Below are 15,379 nucleotides of genomic sequence, written 5' to 3' on the forward strand. Positions count from 1 at the left end.
GACGCGGCGCTTACTGGCCGACGGTCAGCGTTTTGAGCATCAGCGTCTTGGCGGTGTTCAGCACCTCGACGTTGGCCTGGTAGGAACGGGAGGCCGAGATCATGTTGACCATCTCCTCCACCGGGTTGACGTTGGGCATGGCCACATAACCGTCGGCATTGGCCAGCGGGTTCTTGGGGTCGTGCAGCATGCGCAGCGGCGACTGGTCTTCAATCACGCGGGACACCCGCACGCCGCCTATGGCGTCGCCCGGCACCGGCGTGGTCTCGAACACCACCTGGCGCGCGCGGTAGGGCTGGTTGTCCGGGCCCGACACGCTGTCGGCATTGGCCATGTTGCTGGCCGCCACGTTCATGCGCTGCGACTGCGCCGTCATGGCGGAGCCGGCGATCGCGAAGATACCGCTGGAGCTGTTGAAATCAGGCATGTGCTGTTACCTCGGTGTCTGTTGGTTACTGGGCCGCCGCCAGCAGCGACTTGATCTTCGCGCTGAGCACCGTCAGGTTGGCTTCGTAGCGCATGGAGTTGTCCGCGAAGTTCACGCGCTCCATGTCCATCTCCACCGTGTTGCCGTCAATGCTGGACTGCGCCGGCGTGCGGTACATCAGTTCGCCCTCGCCGGCCGCGTGCGCCTCGCCGGCCAGGTGGCGGGCCGAGGTGGTGGACATGGTCATGGACATGGACTGGCGCCCGCGCTCCACGGCCTCCGAAAGGCGGCTGCTGAAATCGAAGTCGCGCGCCTTGTAGTTGGGCGTGTCCGCGTTCGCGATATTGGCCGACAGCACTTCCTGCCGCCGCGCCCTGAGGCTGAGCGCCTCCTGGTGAAAGCGCAGCGCCGAATCAAGTTTGTCCATCATTTCTTCTCCATCGTTTGGACGCCTGCGCTTGCCGCGCCGCCGCCCCTGGTACTCAAAATAATTGTAGGAAGAGCCCGCTTTTGCAATCACCGGAACAGACGGTGTTTCAGCGCCCAATTCAGCTTTTCCGGCCGGCCGCCAGGCGCGCTTTCCCCGCCTGTCATGGTTTCGTCACGCGCCCCCGACAACACACGGTCCGGGCCCGGTGTGAGCGGCTGCAAGGCTTTATCCGGCTCTCACGCATTGCACTACCGCGCGGCGTTTTCCAATCGGATGAACAACAGCCCGATTGCCGCGCATTTCGGGCCTTGGGACGGGGGCGCGGACTTCTAGAATCCAGCCACGCCCCCGGCACGCCTTGCACCTCCATCCTGGTGAAGGCCATGCGCAAGGGGTGCCCTCCAGGCCTGCCCATTGAAAGATTTCATGAAGATGCCCGCGCCCACCCACCTGTTTTCACGGCTCGCGCCCAGCCTGGTGCTGGTGCTGGCCAGCCTTGCGCTGGGCCCGCCGCCGGCCCATGCCGCGACCTCGCAGCCCGCGCCCCTGGCCGGCGATGCGCGCCCCGTCATCGAAGGTTTCTTGCAGAACCAGGCCGCCGGCCTGCCCGGCCGCGTGGTCATCACCATAGACACGCCGATGTCCGGCGCGCTGCCCCCTTGCGACGCGCTCGAACCCTTTTTGCCCGGCGGCGCCCGCCTCTGGGGCCGCGTCTCGGTCGGCGTCAAATGCAACGCGGGCCAGCCCTGGACCCGCTACGTGCCGGCCTATGTCGCCGTGCACGGCAATTACTACGTCGCGGCCAGGCCCATCAGCGCCGGCCAGGTGCTGTCCCTGGCCGATGCCGCCGTCCGCGAAGGCGACCTCACCGCCCTGCCGCGCGGCGTCGTCGTCGACCCGGCCCAGTTCGACGGCGTCACGGCCCTGAACAGCATTGCCTCCGGCGCCCCCTTGCGGCGTGAATCCCTGCGCGCCGCGGTGGCCGTGCAGCAGGGCCAGAACGTCCGCCTGCGCGCGCGCGGGCCCGGTTTTACCGTCAGCAGCGAAGGCAAGGCCATGACCAGCGCCGCTGTCGGGGCCGTGCTCCAGGTCAAGATGCCAGGCGGCCAGCTGCTCAGCGGCACCGTCCTGGCGGACGGCAGCGTGGAACGGGTTCACTGAAATTTCAGGGTTTTTCCCCATGCACCCTAAAGTTTTCACCCGGACCGCCGTTATATCGGTGAAATCCCCCTGAGGAAACCATCATGAACATCCAGAAAACCGTTGCATTCCTCAAAAGTGTGACCGACAGCGTCGCCCCCTCCTCCACCCGGGAAAGCCGGCCCGCGTCCGAAACCCAGGCTTCGGCCCAGGCGCGGCCCGCCGCCCCCACGACGCTGCTGCCTTCCACCCATTCGGACTTCGATGCCGCGCGGGTGGCCAGGATCCGCGAAGAGATCAGCGCCGGCCGCTACCAGGTCAATACCGGCAAAATCGCCGACGGCCTGCTGGCCACCGTGCGCGACCTGCTGGGCGAAGGCAAAAAATGAGCAACGCCCTGGTCGACCTGCTGAGCCGGGAGTTCGCCGCGATCGGCGTGTTTCTCGAGTTGCTGGGCCAGGAAGCCCAGGCCATGGCTGAAGGCGAATTCTCCGAACTGCCCGGACTGGCCGAACGCAAGGCCCGCATGGCCGAGCAGATCGCCCTGATAGGCCGGCGCCGCGACGCGCACCAGCAGGCCATGGGCTACGGGCCCGGCCGCGTTGGCGCCGATGCCGCGGCCGCCGCCGGCGATGCCGTGCTCAAAAGCGCCTGGCGCGCGCTGCTGGCACGCGCCGAAGAGGCCCGCGAGCTCAACCACCGCAACGGCGTGATGGTCCACACCCACCTGGACTTCACCCGGCAGACCCTCAATTTCCTCAAGGCCGGCGGCGTGTCCCTGTATGGGCGCGACGGCACGCACCAGTCCGGCGGCAACGGCAACCGCCTGGCGGTGGGCTGAGCGCGGCCCGCGTTTTCCCGCAAAAAATTCTCGTTCCTCCGGGCCCGGCAGTCCCCTGCCTGGTCCTTCAAGCGCCCCTTAGCGGGTGCTTTTTTTTTGGCCGTGGGGGACTGCTCTCTTACACCCTCCCCCGCTCGGGGAGGGCGGGGGCTGAGCGCTGCGGCTCCAGATGCGCCTGCGCGCAGCTGGACAGCGCGAAGAAGCCCGGGCTCAGCCTGGGCCCGGCGCAACTTCAAGCGCCGCGAGCCCCCATCCCAACCTTCCCCCAGCGGGGGAAGGAGTAAACCCGCCAACGTCCTCGCTGCATACCCTTCTTGCTCCCTCCCCCGCTGGGGGAGGGCTGGGGTGGGGGCCAGCGGCCTCGAAACACCCCTCCTTCTCCGTGATGCATCAGCCCTTCGACACTTCAGGCGAACGGTGGCGAGCTTGTTCTGATAGCCGCCCATCAAAAAAGCCGGGCTGCTCAATCAGGCAACCCGGCTTTCAGGAAAGAGGCGCCCCGTGTCAACAGGGCATTACCAAAGCCTTAAAACGTCTACCAGCTTTCGCCATCGGCCATGGCGAGCTCGCCCGCCGGCGCGGGAGCCTTGCGCTGCGGCGCGGCAATGGCCTTGCGGGCCTGCGGCGGCTGTTTCGGCGCCACGGCCGGCCTGGCCGCGGCGGCGTGCGGCCGGGCGATCTGCTTCTGCCCGCCTTCCATCTTGAACACGCTGACCACCTGCGACAGGCCGCTGGCCTGTTCCTGCAGGGAAGAGGAGGCCGCCGCGGCTTCTTCCACCAGCGCGGCATTCTGCTGCGTGACCTGGTCCATCTGCGTGATCGCCTGGTTGATCTGTTCGATGCCGGATGTCTGCTCCTGGCTCGCCGCCGTGATCTCAGCCATGATGTCGGTCACGCGCTTGACGCTGTCGACGATCTCGCCCATGGTACGGCCGGCTTCGGCGACCTGGCTGCTGCCCTGCTCGACCTTGCCCACGGAATCGTCGATCAGGCCTTTGATTTCCTTGGCGGCAGTCGCGGAGCGTTGGGCCAGGTTGCGCACTTCGGCGGCGACGACCGCAAATCCGCGGCCCTGTTCGCCGGCACGCGCGGCTTCCACTGCGGCATTGAGCGCCAGGATGTTGGTCTGGAAGGCAATCCCGTCGATCACCCCGATGATGTCGACGATCTTGCGCGACGAGGTATTGATCGCACCCATGGTGCCCATGACCTCGGCGACCGAACTGCCGCCGCGGACGGCGATGCTCGACGCAGAGACGGCCAGCTGGTTGGCCTGCAGGGCATTGTCGGCGTTCTGCTTGACGGTGCTGGTGAGCTCCTCCATCGAGGCCGCCGTCTGTTCCAGCGAAGCGGCCTGCTGCTCGGTGCGCGACGACAGGTCCATATTGCCCGCGGCGATCTGCGTGGAACTCACATGGATGGAGTCGACGTTGGCGCGCACATCGCTGACGATGGCGACCAGGTTGACGTTCATTTGCTGCAAGGCCTTCAGCAGCTGGCCGGTGTCGCCGCCATGCTCATCGGAGAACCTGCTGCAAAGGTCGCCGCCCGCGATGGCCCGGGCCACCGTGGTCGCGTCCCTGAGCGGCACCACCGTCGAGGCAAACAGCGAATACCAGCAATACGCGGTCATGCCGGTGCAGGCCAGGCCGAAGCCCGCCATCGCGTAAAGGGGGTTCAGGCCGAAACGCGACGCGAACAGCCCCAGGCCGCCGCCCAGCAGCTGCAGCACCAGCATGGCGCACAGGGCCAGGCCGATATGCCAGCCCAGCGGCAAGTCCCTCAGCATGGCCAGCTTGCCCAGCAGGCCGGTTTTGACCACCTTGCCCTGCCGGATGGCAATGCCTTTGGCCGTGCCTTCCCTGAACTGGCGGTAAACGCCCTCCACCGCCCTGACCTCGGCCTGGCCGGGAACCGTTCGAACCGACATGTAGCCGACCGCCTTGCCGTTCTCGCGGATAGGCGTGACGTTGGCCAGGACCCAGTAATGGTCCCCGTTCTTGCACCGGTTCTTGACCAGGCCTGTCCACGGCACACCGCGCTTGAGCGTGGCCCACATGTCCGCAAACGCTTCCTTGGGCATGTCCGGATGCCGGATGATGTTCTGCGGCGCGCCCATCAACTCGGCCTCGCTGAATCCGCTGACTTCCACGAAATAGGGGTTGATGTATTGGATGTTTCCGCTCAGGTCGGTCTTGGAAACGATGGAGTCGGCCTTTCGCAAGGCGACTTCCAGTTGGGTGACGGGTAAATTGGTGCGCATGCTGGCTCCTTGGACAGGTGTGGGTGTAGGTGTAGGTGTAGGTGACGGAAATTCCTGAAGTGTCATTGCCATGCTTCAGGCCTCTTGCGCAATGGCGCGGCAAGCACCGGTTTGGGATCCGCTTTCTTACGGCTCTTTGACGCGAGTTGCTTGCTCAAGGTTATCCAGTCAAACGGCACAAGATAGGCCGATGAGTGCCGGCATATGCCCTCATCTCGGCGCCTGATCCGGGAGATCTCCCGGGAAATCCGGCGCTGCGACCGGGTGTCTGCAGCTGCAGCCTTATCTCCCTATGCGGCAAAACAACCCTGAATCAGGATGGTCTTTATCTGCGTAAATCTGCGTCATCTGTGGATAAGAGATTCATCCGCAGATGACGCAGATTTACGCAGATTGAAAACAGGCGGGGTTCTCTTGCTCCCTCCCCCGCTGGGGGAGGGCGGGGTGGGGGCCAGCGGCCGAAAAAAAAGCCGGACTGCTCAAGCAGCCCGGCTTCCATAAAAGAAACGCCCCGTATCAACAGGGCGGCGCCGACGCCTTAGAAGGTTTCCCAGCTTCCGCCACCGGCCATGGCGAGGTCACCCGCCGGCGCGAAAGTTTTGCGCTGCGGCGCGGCAAGGGCTTTGCGGGCCTGGGGTGGTTGTTTCGGCGCTGCGGCCTGGCGGGCCATGCTGCTGCGCTGTTGCTGCTGAACGCCCCGCTCCTGCCCGTCATCCAGCTTGAACACACTGACCACCTGCGACAAGCCGCTGGCCTGTTCCTGCAGCGAAGAGGCGGCCGCGGCGGCCTCCTCGACCAGCGCGGCATTCTGTTGCGTGACCTGGTCCATCTGTGTAATGGCCTGGTTGATCTGTTCGATCCCGGAAGTCTGTTCCTGGCTCGCTGCCGTGATCTCGGCCATGATGTCAGTCACGCGTTTGACGCTGTCGACAATCTCGTCCATGGTCCGGCCGGCTTCGGCGACCTGTTTGCTGCCTTCCTCGACCTTGTCGACGGAATCGCCGATCAGGGTCTTGATTTCCTTGGCAGCGGCGGCACTGCGCTGGGCCAGGTTGCGCACCTCGGCCGCCACGACGGCAAAGCCACGGCCTTGTTCACCGGCGCGCGCTGCTTCAACAGCGGCATTCAAAGCCAGGATGTTGGTCTGGAAGGCGATGCCATCGATCACACCGATGATGTCGACGATCTTCCTGGATGACGCATTGATGGCGCCCATGGTGCCCACGACTTCAGCCACGACGCTGCCGCCCTTGACGGCGACGCTCGAAGCGGACACGGCCAGCTGGTTGGCCTGGCGCGCGTTGTCGGCGTTCTGTTTGACGGTGCTGGTCAGCTCTTCCATGGAAGCCGCCGTCTCTTCGAGCGAACTGGCCTGCTCTTCGGTGCGCGACGACAGGTCGTGGTTACCGGCGGCGATCTGGCTGGACGCCGTCGCGATGGTGTCCGTGCCGCTGCGCACTTGCCCCACGATGTTCACCAGGCTTGTTTGCATCAACTGGAGCTGCGCCATCAGGCTGGTGGTATCGCCGGGCCTGAGTTGTATGTGCACGCTCAGGTCACCCGAACCCACGCTTTGCGCCACGCTGGCGGCTTCACCGGGTTCGGCGCCCAGTTGGCGGCCTATGGAGCGGACCATCACCCAGCCGAACAGGCCCGCAAGCAGGATGCCGCCCAGGATGGCGGCAATCGACACCATGCGGACGGTCTTGTACCGGGCCTCTGCGGCGGTGTATTCTTTTTTGGCCTCTTCAAGCTGCAGCGCCACCAGCGCGTCAATGCCGGGCTCGGCCTTGCGGAACAGGGCACGCATCTCGTGCGTTGCCAGACGCAGCGCCTCCTTCATGTCGTCGGCGCGCAAGGCCGCCAAGGCCGGCAGTATGCCCTTCTGGACGAGGTTCTTCCTGTCTTCCATGAAGGCCTTGGTGAGCTTTTCTTCTTCCGCGGTCAAGGTGGTTGCCATATAGGCGGTCCACAACTTGTCCGTCTCGGCAAGATTGGAATCGACCTGTGCCAGGCGGTCCTTGATGACCTCCGGTGTCGGGTCCAGCAAGGCGGCGGTGATGGCCACCCGGTTGCGCAGCATCAGCGCCTTGATGTCCCCGAGCTGGTCGGCAGGCACCGTGCGGTCTTCATAGACCGAACGCAGGGACTCATTGGTCGCGCTGATGCCGAACAGGCCTATGCCGCCAATCGCGGCGAGAAACAGCGACAGCGTGCCGACCAGGATGACCAGGCGGGTGGAGATTTTGAGATTGTTGATATTCATGTCATTTCCTCAATAGATTTCAATGCGCAAAAGCGCTCATTGCCTTGAGCCTCAAACTGCCGGCCTTCAACCAGATCCATGCTTTCCCCGGACATCAGTTTGTCGATGTCGACCAGGATCAGCATGCGTTCGTCCAGCGTTCCCAGCCCCGTGAGGCAATCGGTGTCCAGCACCACCCCCAACACCGGCGGGGGCCTGATCTGTTCGGGGCTCAGCGTGATCACATCGGAAACACTATCCACCACCATGCCCTTGATGCGGCTGGCGGTGTTCAGCATGATCACCACCGTGAACCTGTCGTAGCGGGGGGCGCCCAGCTTGAACCGGATGCGCAGGTCCACAATGGGAACCACGGCGCCACGCAGGTTGAGAACGCCCTTCACGTACTCCGGCGCGTTTGCGATGCGGGCCACCGCGCCATAGGCGCGCAGCTGCTGCACTTTGCGGGTATCCATGCCATACGCCTCCCGCCCCAGCCTGAAAGCCAGGTATTCCAGCGCCTGGGCGGGCGGCTGAAAATGGTCTGTTGTTGATTGCATGCGAAACGCCTTTTTTGATGCGCCTCGCGGACTGCCAGACACACGCCAACGATAGGCTTGTGCATCGGCTTGCGCCATCGCGGATCCCGTACAGTTTTTGTAGGGGAACCGTGACAGGGCTTCAGGCAGCGCAGGGTTCCGGACGCCCTGCGGCATGAAAAAAGCCGCCCATGGCGAGGCCATGGCGGCTCACCCCCTCAGGGAGGGCGCTTGCGCGGACTTGTCAGGCCATAAACGGTTTCTTAAAACGTTTCCCAGCTTCCGCCGCCGACCACGGCAAGGTCGCCCGCCGGTGCGAACACCTTGCGCTGCGGCGCCGCAATGGCCTTGCGGGCTTGGGGCGGCTGCTGGGGCGCTGCGGCCTGGCGGGCCACGCTGTTGCGCTGTTGCTGCTGAATGCCCTGCGCCTGTCCGCCGTCCAGCTTGAACACACTGACCACCTGCGAGAGGTTGCCGGCCTGCTCCTGCAGCGAAGAAGCGGCTGCCGCGGCTTCTTCCACCAGCGCGGCGTTCTGCTGCGTGACCTGGTCCATCTGCGTGATGGCCTGGTTGATCTGCTCGATGCCCTGTGTCTGCTCCTGGCTGGCGGCGCTGATCTCGGCCATGATGTCGGTCACGCGCTTCACGCTGTCGACAATCTCGTCCATGGTCTTGCCGGCTTCGGCCACCTGGCTGCTGCCCTCCTCGACCTTGCTGACCGAATCGTCGATCAGGGTCTTGATTTCCTTGGCGGCGGCGGCGCTGCGCTGGGCCAGGTTGCGCACCTCGGCGGCAACCACGGCAAAGCCACGGCCTTGCTCACCGGCACGGGCCGCTTCCACCGCGGCATTCAAGGCCAGGATGTTGGTCTGGAAGGCAATGCCGTCAATCACACTGATGATGTCGACGATCTTTTTGGACGACGCGTTGATGGCGCCCATGGTGCCGACCACTTCAGCGACCACGCTGCCGCCCTTGATGGCGATGCTGGAGGCCGAGACCGCCAGCTGGTTAGCCTGCCTTGCGTTGTCGGCGTTCTGCTTGACGGTGCTGGTCAGCTCTTCCATCGAGGCTGCTGTCTCTTCCAGGGAGCTGGCCTGCTCCTCTGTGCGCGATGACAGATCATGGTTGCCGGCCGCGATCTGGCTGGACGCGGTGGCGATCGTGTCGGTGCCGCTGCGGACCGTGGAGACGATGCCAGTCAACGACGTTTGCATGCGCATCATGGCGGCCATCACACTGACGGTATCACCGCTGCGCACTTGCAGAGGGACACTCAGATCGCCCTCGGCCACACGGCTGGCGATCACGGACAGTTCGAGCGGTTCGGCGCCCAGCGCGCGTGTCAGGCTGCGAATAATCAGAAAACCAGCCACGATGGCACCAGCCAAGGCAAGGCAGCAACCGAAGATCAAGTAGTTGCGCTGGCTCGCGTAGTCGGCGGCGGAGGCATCCACCAGCTGGGCGGCGCGCACGCTGGTATAGGCTGAATATTCCTCTGACACCTTGACCAGCTTGGCCAACAGCGGACGGCAATCAGCATTCATCTTGGCAATGGCTTCCTCATGCTTTCCCTTGAGTGCCATATCGACGATGGACAGAGCCACTGGCGCATACGCCTGCTCGATCTTGTCCATCTCACCAATCATGCGGCGCACATCCTCGCTGGAACCCTCGGACAGCTTCTTCAGTTTCGTCAACTGCACACCCACTTCGGCATGCGCCTTGTTGACCACATCTTTTTCAACCGCCAAATCCTCAGGCCTGGTGAGCAGCACCAGGTTGCGCGCGGCAATAGCGCGCAAATCTATGGCTTCGCGCACCAGGTGAGCGGTGTTTGCGCGTGCACCAATGCCGTTGACATAGCCCTCGAAACGTTCGTTGGCGTCGCCCAGTGTCTTGATTGCCAGGCCGGCAATCAGCAGAACCAGGAAAGCCAGGCCGCCAAAGGCAGCGGTGAGTTTGGCGCGTACAGTCAGATTGTTCATGATATTTTTCCAGTGAGAATTTGGTTAAAGGCGCTGTTTATTGAAGCGTTGAGGAGGTCAGTCCCATGTCGTCGCTGGACATTAGCTTGTCGATGTCGACCAGGATCAGCATGCGTTCTTCCAGCGTGCCCAGCCCTGTGAGGTAGTCGGTGTCCAGCGCCGCCCCCATTTCGGGCGCGGGCCGGATCTGTTCGGGTCCCAGCGTGATCACGTCCGAGACGCTGTCCACCACCATGCCCATCACGCGGCTGGCGATGTTCAGGATGATCACCACCGTGAACTGGTCGTAAGTGGGCGTGCCCAGGTTGAACTTGATGCGCATGTCCACGATGGGCACGATGATGCCGCGCAGGTTGACCACGCCCTTGAGGTGCCCGGGCGCGTTGGCGATGCAGGTCACCTTCTCGTAACGGCGCAGTTCCTGCACCTTCTGGATGTCCACGCCGTACTCTTCCTGGCCCAGCCTGAAGGCCAGGAACTCCAGCGCCGTGGCGGCCGCCGGGAAATTGCCTGTTGTTGATTGCATGCGAAACGCCCTTTTGTTGATGCGTCCCGCGAACTGCCAGACACAAGCCAACGATAAGCTGATGCGTCCGCCGGCACCATCGCGGATCCCGTACAGTTTTTGTAGGGGAACCGTGACGGGGTATTGCGTAGGTCATCGCATGGGTGCGATGCTGCGGCGGCCGGGTCTGCCACCGGCACCCAGGTTTTCGCCGGGGAGCTGCAATGGCGCGAGGCGGGCACCCGTTGAGGCCCGACCATCCTCTTGATCAATGCATCGTCTCGCCGCCCGGCCCCATGCCGGCGACGGCCATCAGCTTGTCGATGTCGACCAGGAGCAGCACACGCTCGCCCAGCGTGCCGACCCCTGTCAGGCAGGCGGTGTCCAGCAACGGCCCCGACTCGGGCGCGGGCCCGATCTGCCCGATCCCCAGCGTGATCACGTCCGAGACGCTGTCCACCACCATGCCCACCAGGCGGGCGGCGATGTTCAGGATGATCAACACCGTGTACTGGTCATAAACAGGTGTGCCCGAATTGAACCGGATGCGCAGGTCCACGACGGGGACGAGGGTGCCTCGCCGGTTGGCAACGCCCTGGATGTGCCCGGCGGCGTTGGCGGCGCGCGTGACCGTGTCGTAACGGCGCAGCTCCTGCACTTTCAGGAAGTCCAGGCCGTACTCTTCCTGGCCCAGTGTGAAAACCAGGAATTGCAGCGCCCTGGCAACCGGTGGGGATTCGCCTGGTGTTGATTGCATTCGCATGGCCTCCTGTGGATGCGTCTGGCGAAATGCCGGGCACATTCCAACGATAGCGGTGCGCATGCGCCCCCGCCATCGCGGATTCCGTACAGTTTTTGTGGGGGAACCGTGACAGGGCCTCGGGCTTGTCCCGTCCTGTCAACAGGCCCTAGACCAGCAGCCCGTGTTCCAGGGCGTAGCGCACCAGTTCCACATTGCTGCCGACGTTCATCTTTTCCAGGATGCGCGCGCGGTAGGTGGTCACCGTGTTGGGGCTCAGGTGCAGGCCCTGGCCTATGCTGACCAGGCTTTCACCGCTGGCGATCAGCTTCAGGACCTCCAGCTCGCGGTTGGACAGCACCTGGTGGGATGCAAGGGGCGCGCCCGCGGCCATGCCGGCGAGCTGCTCCGTGAGTTCCGCGCTGACATACTTTCCGCCGCCCGCGGCTTTGCGTATGGCCGCGACCACCGCCTCCACCGGGCTGTTTTTGGTGAGGTAGCCCGCGGCGCCCAGGCGCAGCGCCCGCACCGCATAGACATCCTCGGCGTACATGCTGAACATCAGGACGGCCAGGGCCGGCCTGTCTATCCGGATGCGCTTGAGAAGCTCCAGCCCGTTCTGGTCGGGCAGGCCGATGTCCATCAGCACCACGTCGAATTCCTGGGCCAGCACCATGGCGCGGGCCTCGGCCGCGCTGCAGGCCTCGCCCGCCACGTCGATGTCGCGCGAAGACTCCAGCATCAGCCGCAGGCCGTTGCGCACCACCAGGTGGTCGTCGACCACCAGCACGCGGATTTTCTTTTCGGTCATGGTGCGGCCTGCGGCGGGCATCGCACCACCACCGTGGTGCCGCCCGCCTTGCCGGGGCCCATGCTGAATTCACCGCCGAAATAATGGGCCCGCTCGCGCATGCCCAGCAGCCCGAAGGAACGGCGGTCCAGCAGGCGATCGGGTGCCACGCCCTTGCCGTTGTCGCTCACCTCGATGCGCACGTCGCCCTGCCGCATCCCGGCATGGATGACGACGCTGGAGGCATGGGCATGGCGCGCGACATTGGTCAGCGCCTCCTGCACGATGCGAAACAGCATGGTGCTGCGCTCGGGGCTGATGTCCTCGTTGCAGGCATCCTCGTCCACCTCCAGGCCGCAATGCACGCCGGTGCGCTGGCTCCACTGGCCGGCATACCATTCCAGGCCGGGCCACAGGCCCAGGTGGTCCAGCACGCTGGGCCGCAGGTCGGCAATCACCCGGCGCACGGTGTCGACGGCGGTGTCGGCGAGACCGGTGGCGTCGCCCAGCAGCTGGGCCTGGGAGCGCGTGCCGTCGGCCCGGCCTTCGCCCATCACCGAAAGACAGGCCTTGATCCCCGTCAGCAGGCTGCCCAGTTCGTCATGAATCTCCCTGGCGATGCGCTTGCGTTCGTCCTCGCGCAGGGTTTCCTGGCGGCCCACCAAGGCGCGCAGGTCTTCACGGACCTCGCGCATCGCGGCGTCCGCCAGGTGAAGTTTTTCCACCTTGGCCTGCAGCTGCAGGTTCATGTCACGCAATTCCTTGGTGCGCAGCATGACGGTTTCCTGCAGCAATTCGGCCTGCGCGTAAGTGGCGCGGCGGCCGCGCTGGACGGCCAGCAGACTGGCCACGCGGGCGGCGAGTTCGGCCTGGCTGAAGGGCTTGGCGATAAAGTCCTGGCTTCCGCCGGCGAACGACTTGAGCAGCGACTCGCTGTCGGTATCGCCGGTCAGCACCAGAACCGGTGCCAGCAAGGGATCGCCGAGTTCCCGCAGCTGCGTCATGACCTCATAGCCGCTCAGGTAAGGCATGTGCAGGTCGAGCAGGATCAGGGCCGCGGGGCTGGCGCGGTAGTTCGCGCAAACCTCGCGCGCATCCTGCAGCGCGACGATGTTTTCGTAGCCTTCAGCCCGCAGCATGACCTGCAGCAATAGCAGAACGTCCCGGTCGTTATCGACCACCAGGATGCGGTCGGTTTTTCCCGGCTTGGCATCCATGGCTTGACCCGGCGCGCACCGTGGGCCTGGAAGTGCGTCGGGTCTCATGGGTGTTTCAATTCAATGCGTTGTTACTGCGGTGCCGCGATGGCCTGCCAGGCCTGGGGCGGCTGCCTGTGGGTCGCGGCCGGTCGCACGGCACGGGCCGCGCGCTGCGCCGTGGGCTGCGGCGCATGTCCGCCATCCAGCTTGAACACGCTGACCACCTGCGAGAGGTTGCCGGCCTGTTCCTGCAGTGAAGAAGCGGCTGCCGCGGCTTCTTCCACCAGCGCGGCGTTCTGCTGCGTGACCTGGTCCATCTGCGTGATGGCCTGGTTGATCTGCTCGATCCCGGAAGTCTGCTCCTGGCTGGCTGCGGTGATCTCGGCCATGATGTCGGTCACGCGCTTGACGCTGTCGACGATCTCGTCCATCGTGCGGCCGGCCTGGGCGACCTGGCTGCTGCCTTCTTCGACCTTGCTCACGGAGTCGTCGATCAGGGTCTTGATTTCCTTGGCCGCTGCGGCGCTGCGCTGGGCCAGGTTGCGAACTTCGGCGGCGACGACCGCAAAGCCGCGGCCTTGTTCACCGGCACGCGCCGCTTCAACAGCGGCGTTGAGCGCCAGGATATTGGTCTGGAAGGCAATCCCGTCGATGACGCCGATGATGTCGACGATCTTGCGTGAAGAAGCATTGATCGCACCCATGGTGCCGACCACTTCAGCGACCACGCTGCCACCCTTGACGGCCACACCCGAGGCGGACACCGCCAATTGGTTGGCTTGCCGGGCGTTGTCAGCGTTCTGTTTGACGGTGCTCGTGAGTTCTTCCATCGAAGCGGCAGTTTCTTCCAGCGAGCTGGCTTGTTGTTCGGTGCGCGATGAGAGGTCATGGTTGCCGGCCGCAATCTGGCTGGACGCCGTCGCGATGGTGTCGGTTCCGCTGCGCACATTGCCGACGATGCCGACCAGGTTGGCCTGCATGGCCTTCAAGGCCTGCAGCAATTCGGCCGCCTCATCCCGGCCCACGCTATCGATAGGCTGGGTCAGGTCGCCGTCGGCGATAAAGCGCGCGCTGCGGGCAGCCTGGCCCAGCGGGCCGGTGATGGAACGGGTCAGCACAAAGGCCGCGGCCGTGCCCAGCAGCAAGGCCAGCACCGAGCCCACGATGAGGATCAACCGGCCCTGGGCCGCGTTCGCTTCGGCCTGCTCCAGCGAGGCGTCATAATTTCTTTGCTGAAATTCCTCGAGCTTGTGGATGCTTTCGCTGTAGTTGTCGGCAAGCGGCTTGAGCTCGCGCTCAAGCACGGCGGTGACGTCTTCCCCGGCCTGCCTTCTTTTGAGCACAGCGGCACGGGGCGTGCGGTAGGCTTCGCGCCTGGCGTCGATATCGGTGAGGATCTTTTTGCCTTCGTCCGACTGGATCAACTCGATCAGCCGCTTGCGCGAGGCCGTCGAGATCTCCGAAGTCTTGTCCATGTCGGCCTGCCACATCGGGATGCGGCTGGTGTCGGCGTCCAGGATGGAGGCACGGGTACGCACCCAGTTCAGGTCAATGGTCTGGCGCCATTGCACGGCCATTTTGAGTTTTTCGTTGTCTATGGTGCCCAGCTTGTGGGTGGTCTCCGCCAGGCCCTGCAAGCGCCAGACACCGATGGCGGAAATGCCCGCCATGATCAGGAGAATCAGCCCGAAAGCCAGCGCCAGCCGGGTGCCGACCTTGATGTTGTTGAGTGTCATGATTCAAACTTTCCAAAAAACGAGGGGTTGATCGAGGCTGGTTGTTATGTGCCGTGCGGGCTGTTGTGCAGCGGGTGCTTAAAACGTTTCCCAGCTGCCGCCGGCCATGGCCGGTTCGCCGATTGCGACCACCGGCTTGCGCCGCGGCGCGGCAATGGCCTGCCGGGCTTTGGGAGGCTGTTTGGGTGTGGCGGCCCGCCGGGCGGCCGGGCGCTGCGGCGCCTGCTGTTGCACCGGGCCGCCCTCGATGCGGAACACGCTGACCACCTGCGACAGGTTGCCGGCCTGTTCCTGCAGTGAAGAAGCGGCTGCCGCGGCTTCTTCCACCAGCGCGGCATTCTGCTGCGTGACCTGGTCCATCTGCGTGATGGCCTGGTTGATCTGCTCGATGCCGGAGGTCTGCTCCTGGCTGGCGGCGGTGATCTCGGCCATGATGTCGGTCACGCGTTTGACGCTGTCGACGATCTCGTCCATGGTCTTGCCGGCTTCAGCCACCTGGCTGCTGCCTTCCTCGACCTTGCTGACCGAGTCGTCGAT

The 15,379-nt window shown here is 64.6% G+C and carries 15 protein-coding genes; 3 read left to right on the top strand and 12 right to left on the bottom strand.

Features of this window, described 5'->3' with window-relative positions; genetic code table 11:
- Window positions 1-10: 10 nt before the first annotated feature.
- On the bottom strand, window positions 11-427 hold the full coding sequence (gene flgC, locus ACLV74_RS01340; RefSeq protein WP_411877558.1) for a flagellar basal body rod protein FlgC: 417 nt from the start codon (window positions 425-427) through the stop codon (window positions 11-13).
- Window positions 428-452: 25 nt separating this feature from the next.
- Window positions 453-857, bottom strand: coding sequence for a flagellar basal body rod protein FlgB (gene flgB / locus ACLV74_RS01345; protein WP_411877559.1), 405 nt, complete (start codon window positions 855-857; stop codon window positions 453-455).
- A gap of 426 nt (window positions 858-1,283) precedes the next feature.
- Between flgB and flgA the strand changes: the two genes are divergently transcribed.
- From flgA to ACLV74_RS01360, 3 genes are all read left to right on the top strand, one after another.
- Window positions 1,284-2,018, top strand: a complete 735-nt coding sequence (gene flgA / locus ACLV74_RS01350) for a flagellar basal body P-ring formation chaperone FlgA (protein ID WP_411877560.1) — start codon at window positions 1,284-1,286, stop codon at window positions 2,016-2,018.
- Between the two features lie 83 nt (window positions 2,019-2,101).
- Window positions 2,102-2,386, top strand: a complete 285-nt coding sequence (gene flgM, locus ACLV74_RS01355) for a flagellar biosynthesis anti-sigma factor FlgM (RefSeq protein ID WP_411877561.1) — start codon at window positions 2,102-2,104, stop codon at window positions 2,384-2,386.
- Window positions 2,383-2,838: a flagella synthesis protein FlgN gene (locus ACLV74_RS01360; RefSeq protein ID WP_411877562.1), complete on the top strand. Its 456-nt coding sequence runs from the start codon at window positions 2,383-2,385 to the stop codon at window positions 2,836-2,838. Before flgM ends, ACLV74_RS01360 begins: the two co-directional genes overlap by 4 nt.
- Window positions 2,839-3,373: 535 nt before the next feature.
- On the opposite strand, the gene ACLV74_RS01365 is transcribed toward ACLV74_RS01360, so the two are convergent.
- From ACLV74_RS01365 to ACLV74_RS01410, 10 genes are all read right to left on the bottom strand, one after another.
- Window positions 3,374-5,101, bottom strand: a complete 1,728-nt coding sequence (locus ACLV74_RS01365; RefSeq protein WP_411877563.1) for a methyl-accepting chemotaxis protein — start codon at window positions 5,099-5,101, stop codon at window positions 3,374-3,376.
- A 538-nt stretch (window positions 5,102-5,639) separates the two neighbouring features.
- Window positions 5,640-7,367 carry a methyl-accepting chemotaxis protein gene (locus ACLV74_RS01370; protein WP_411877564.1) on the bottom strand — a complete coding sequence of 576 codons (1,728 nt, stop codon included), beginning with the start codon at window positions 7,365-7,367 and terminating at the stop codon, window positions 5,640-5,642.
- A complete protein-coding gene (locus tag ACLV74_RS01375; RefSeq protein WP_411877578.1) occupies window positions 7,364-7,906 on the bottom strand; it encodes a chemotaxis protein CheW in 543 nt (180 codons plus the stop codon). The genes ACLV74_RS01370 and ACLV74_RS01375 overlap by 4 nt, the downstream gene beginning before the upstream one ends.
- Before the next feature lie 242 nt (window positions 7,907-8,148).
- Complete coding sequence (locus ACLV74_RS01380; RefSeq protein WP_411877565.1) at window positions 8,149-9,873, bottom strand: methyl-accepting chemotaxis protein; 1,725 nt, start codon at window positions 9,871-9,873, stop codon at window positions 8,149-8,151.
- Between the two features lie 37 nt (window positions 9,874-9,910).
- On the bottom strand, window positions 9,911-10,399 hold the full coding sequence (locus tag ACLV74_RS01385; RefSeq protein ID WP_411877566.1) for a chemotaxis protein CheW: 489 nt from the start codon (window positions 10,397-10,399) through the stop codon (window positions 9,911-9,913).
- Window positions 10,400-10,646: 247 nt separating this feature from the next.
- Complete coding sequence (locus ACLV74_RS01390) at window positions 10,647-11,135, bottom strand: chemotaxis protein CheW (protein WP_411877567.1); 489 nt, start codon at window positions 11,133-11,135, stop codon at window positions 10,647-10,649.
- A gap of 151 nt (window positions 11,136-11,286) precedes the next feature.
- Window positions 11,287-11,928: a response regulator gene (locus tag ACLV74_RS01395; protein WP_411877568.1), complete on the bottom strand. Its 642-nt coding sequence runs from the start codon at window positions 11,926-11,928 to the stop codon at window positions 11,287-11,289.
- Complete coding sequence (locus ACLV74_RS01400) at window positions 11,925-13,124, bottom strand: response regulator (protein WP_411877569.1); 1,200 nt, start codon at window positions 13,122-13,124, stop codon at window positions 11,925-11,927. Before ACLV74_RS01400 ends, ACLV74_RS01395 begins: the two co-directional genes overlap by 4 nt.
- A gap of 71 nt (window positions 13,125-13,195) precedes the next feature.
- On the bottom strand, window positions 13,196-14,842 hold the full coding sequence (locus ACLV74_RS01405; RefSeq protein ID WP_411877570.1) for a methyl-accepting chemotaxis protein: 1,647 nt from the start codon (window positions 14,840-14,842) through the stop codon (window positions 13,196-13,198).
- Window positions 14,843-14,920: 78 nt separating this feature from the next.
- Window positions 14,921-15,379 (bottom strand): methyl-accepting chemotaxis protein (locus tag ACLV74_RS01410; RefSeq protein WP_411877571.1); only part of this gene is annotated, 459 nt, incomplete at its 5' end.

The sequence above is a fragment of the Polaromonas sp. YR568 genome (assembly GCF_943369415.1).
Lineage (GTDB): Bacteria > Pseudomonadota > Gammaproteobacteria > Burkholderiales > Burkholderiaceae_C > Polaromonas.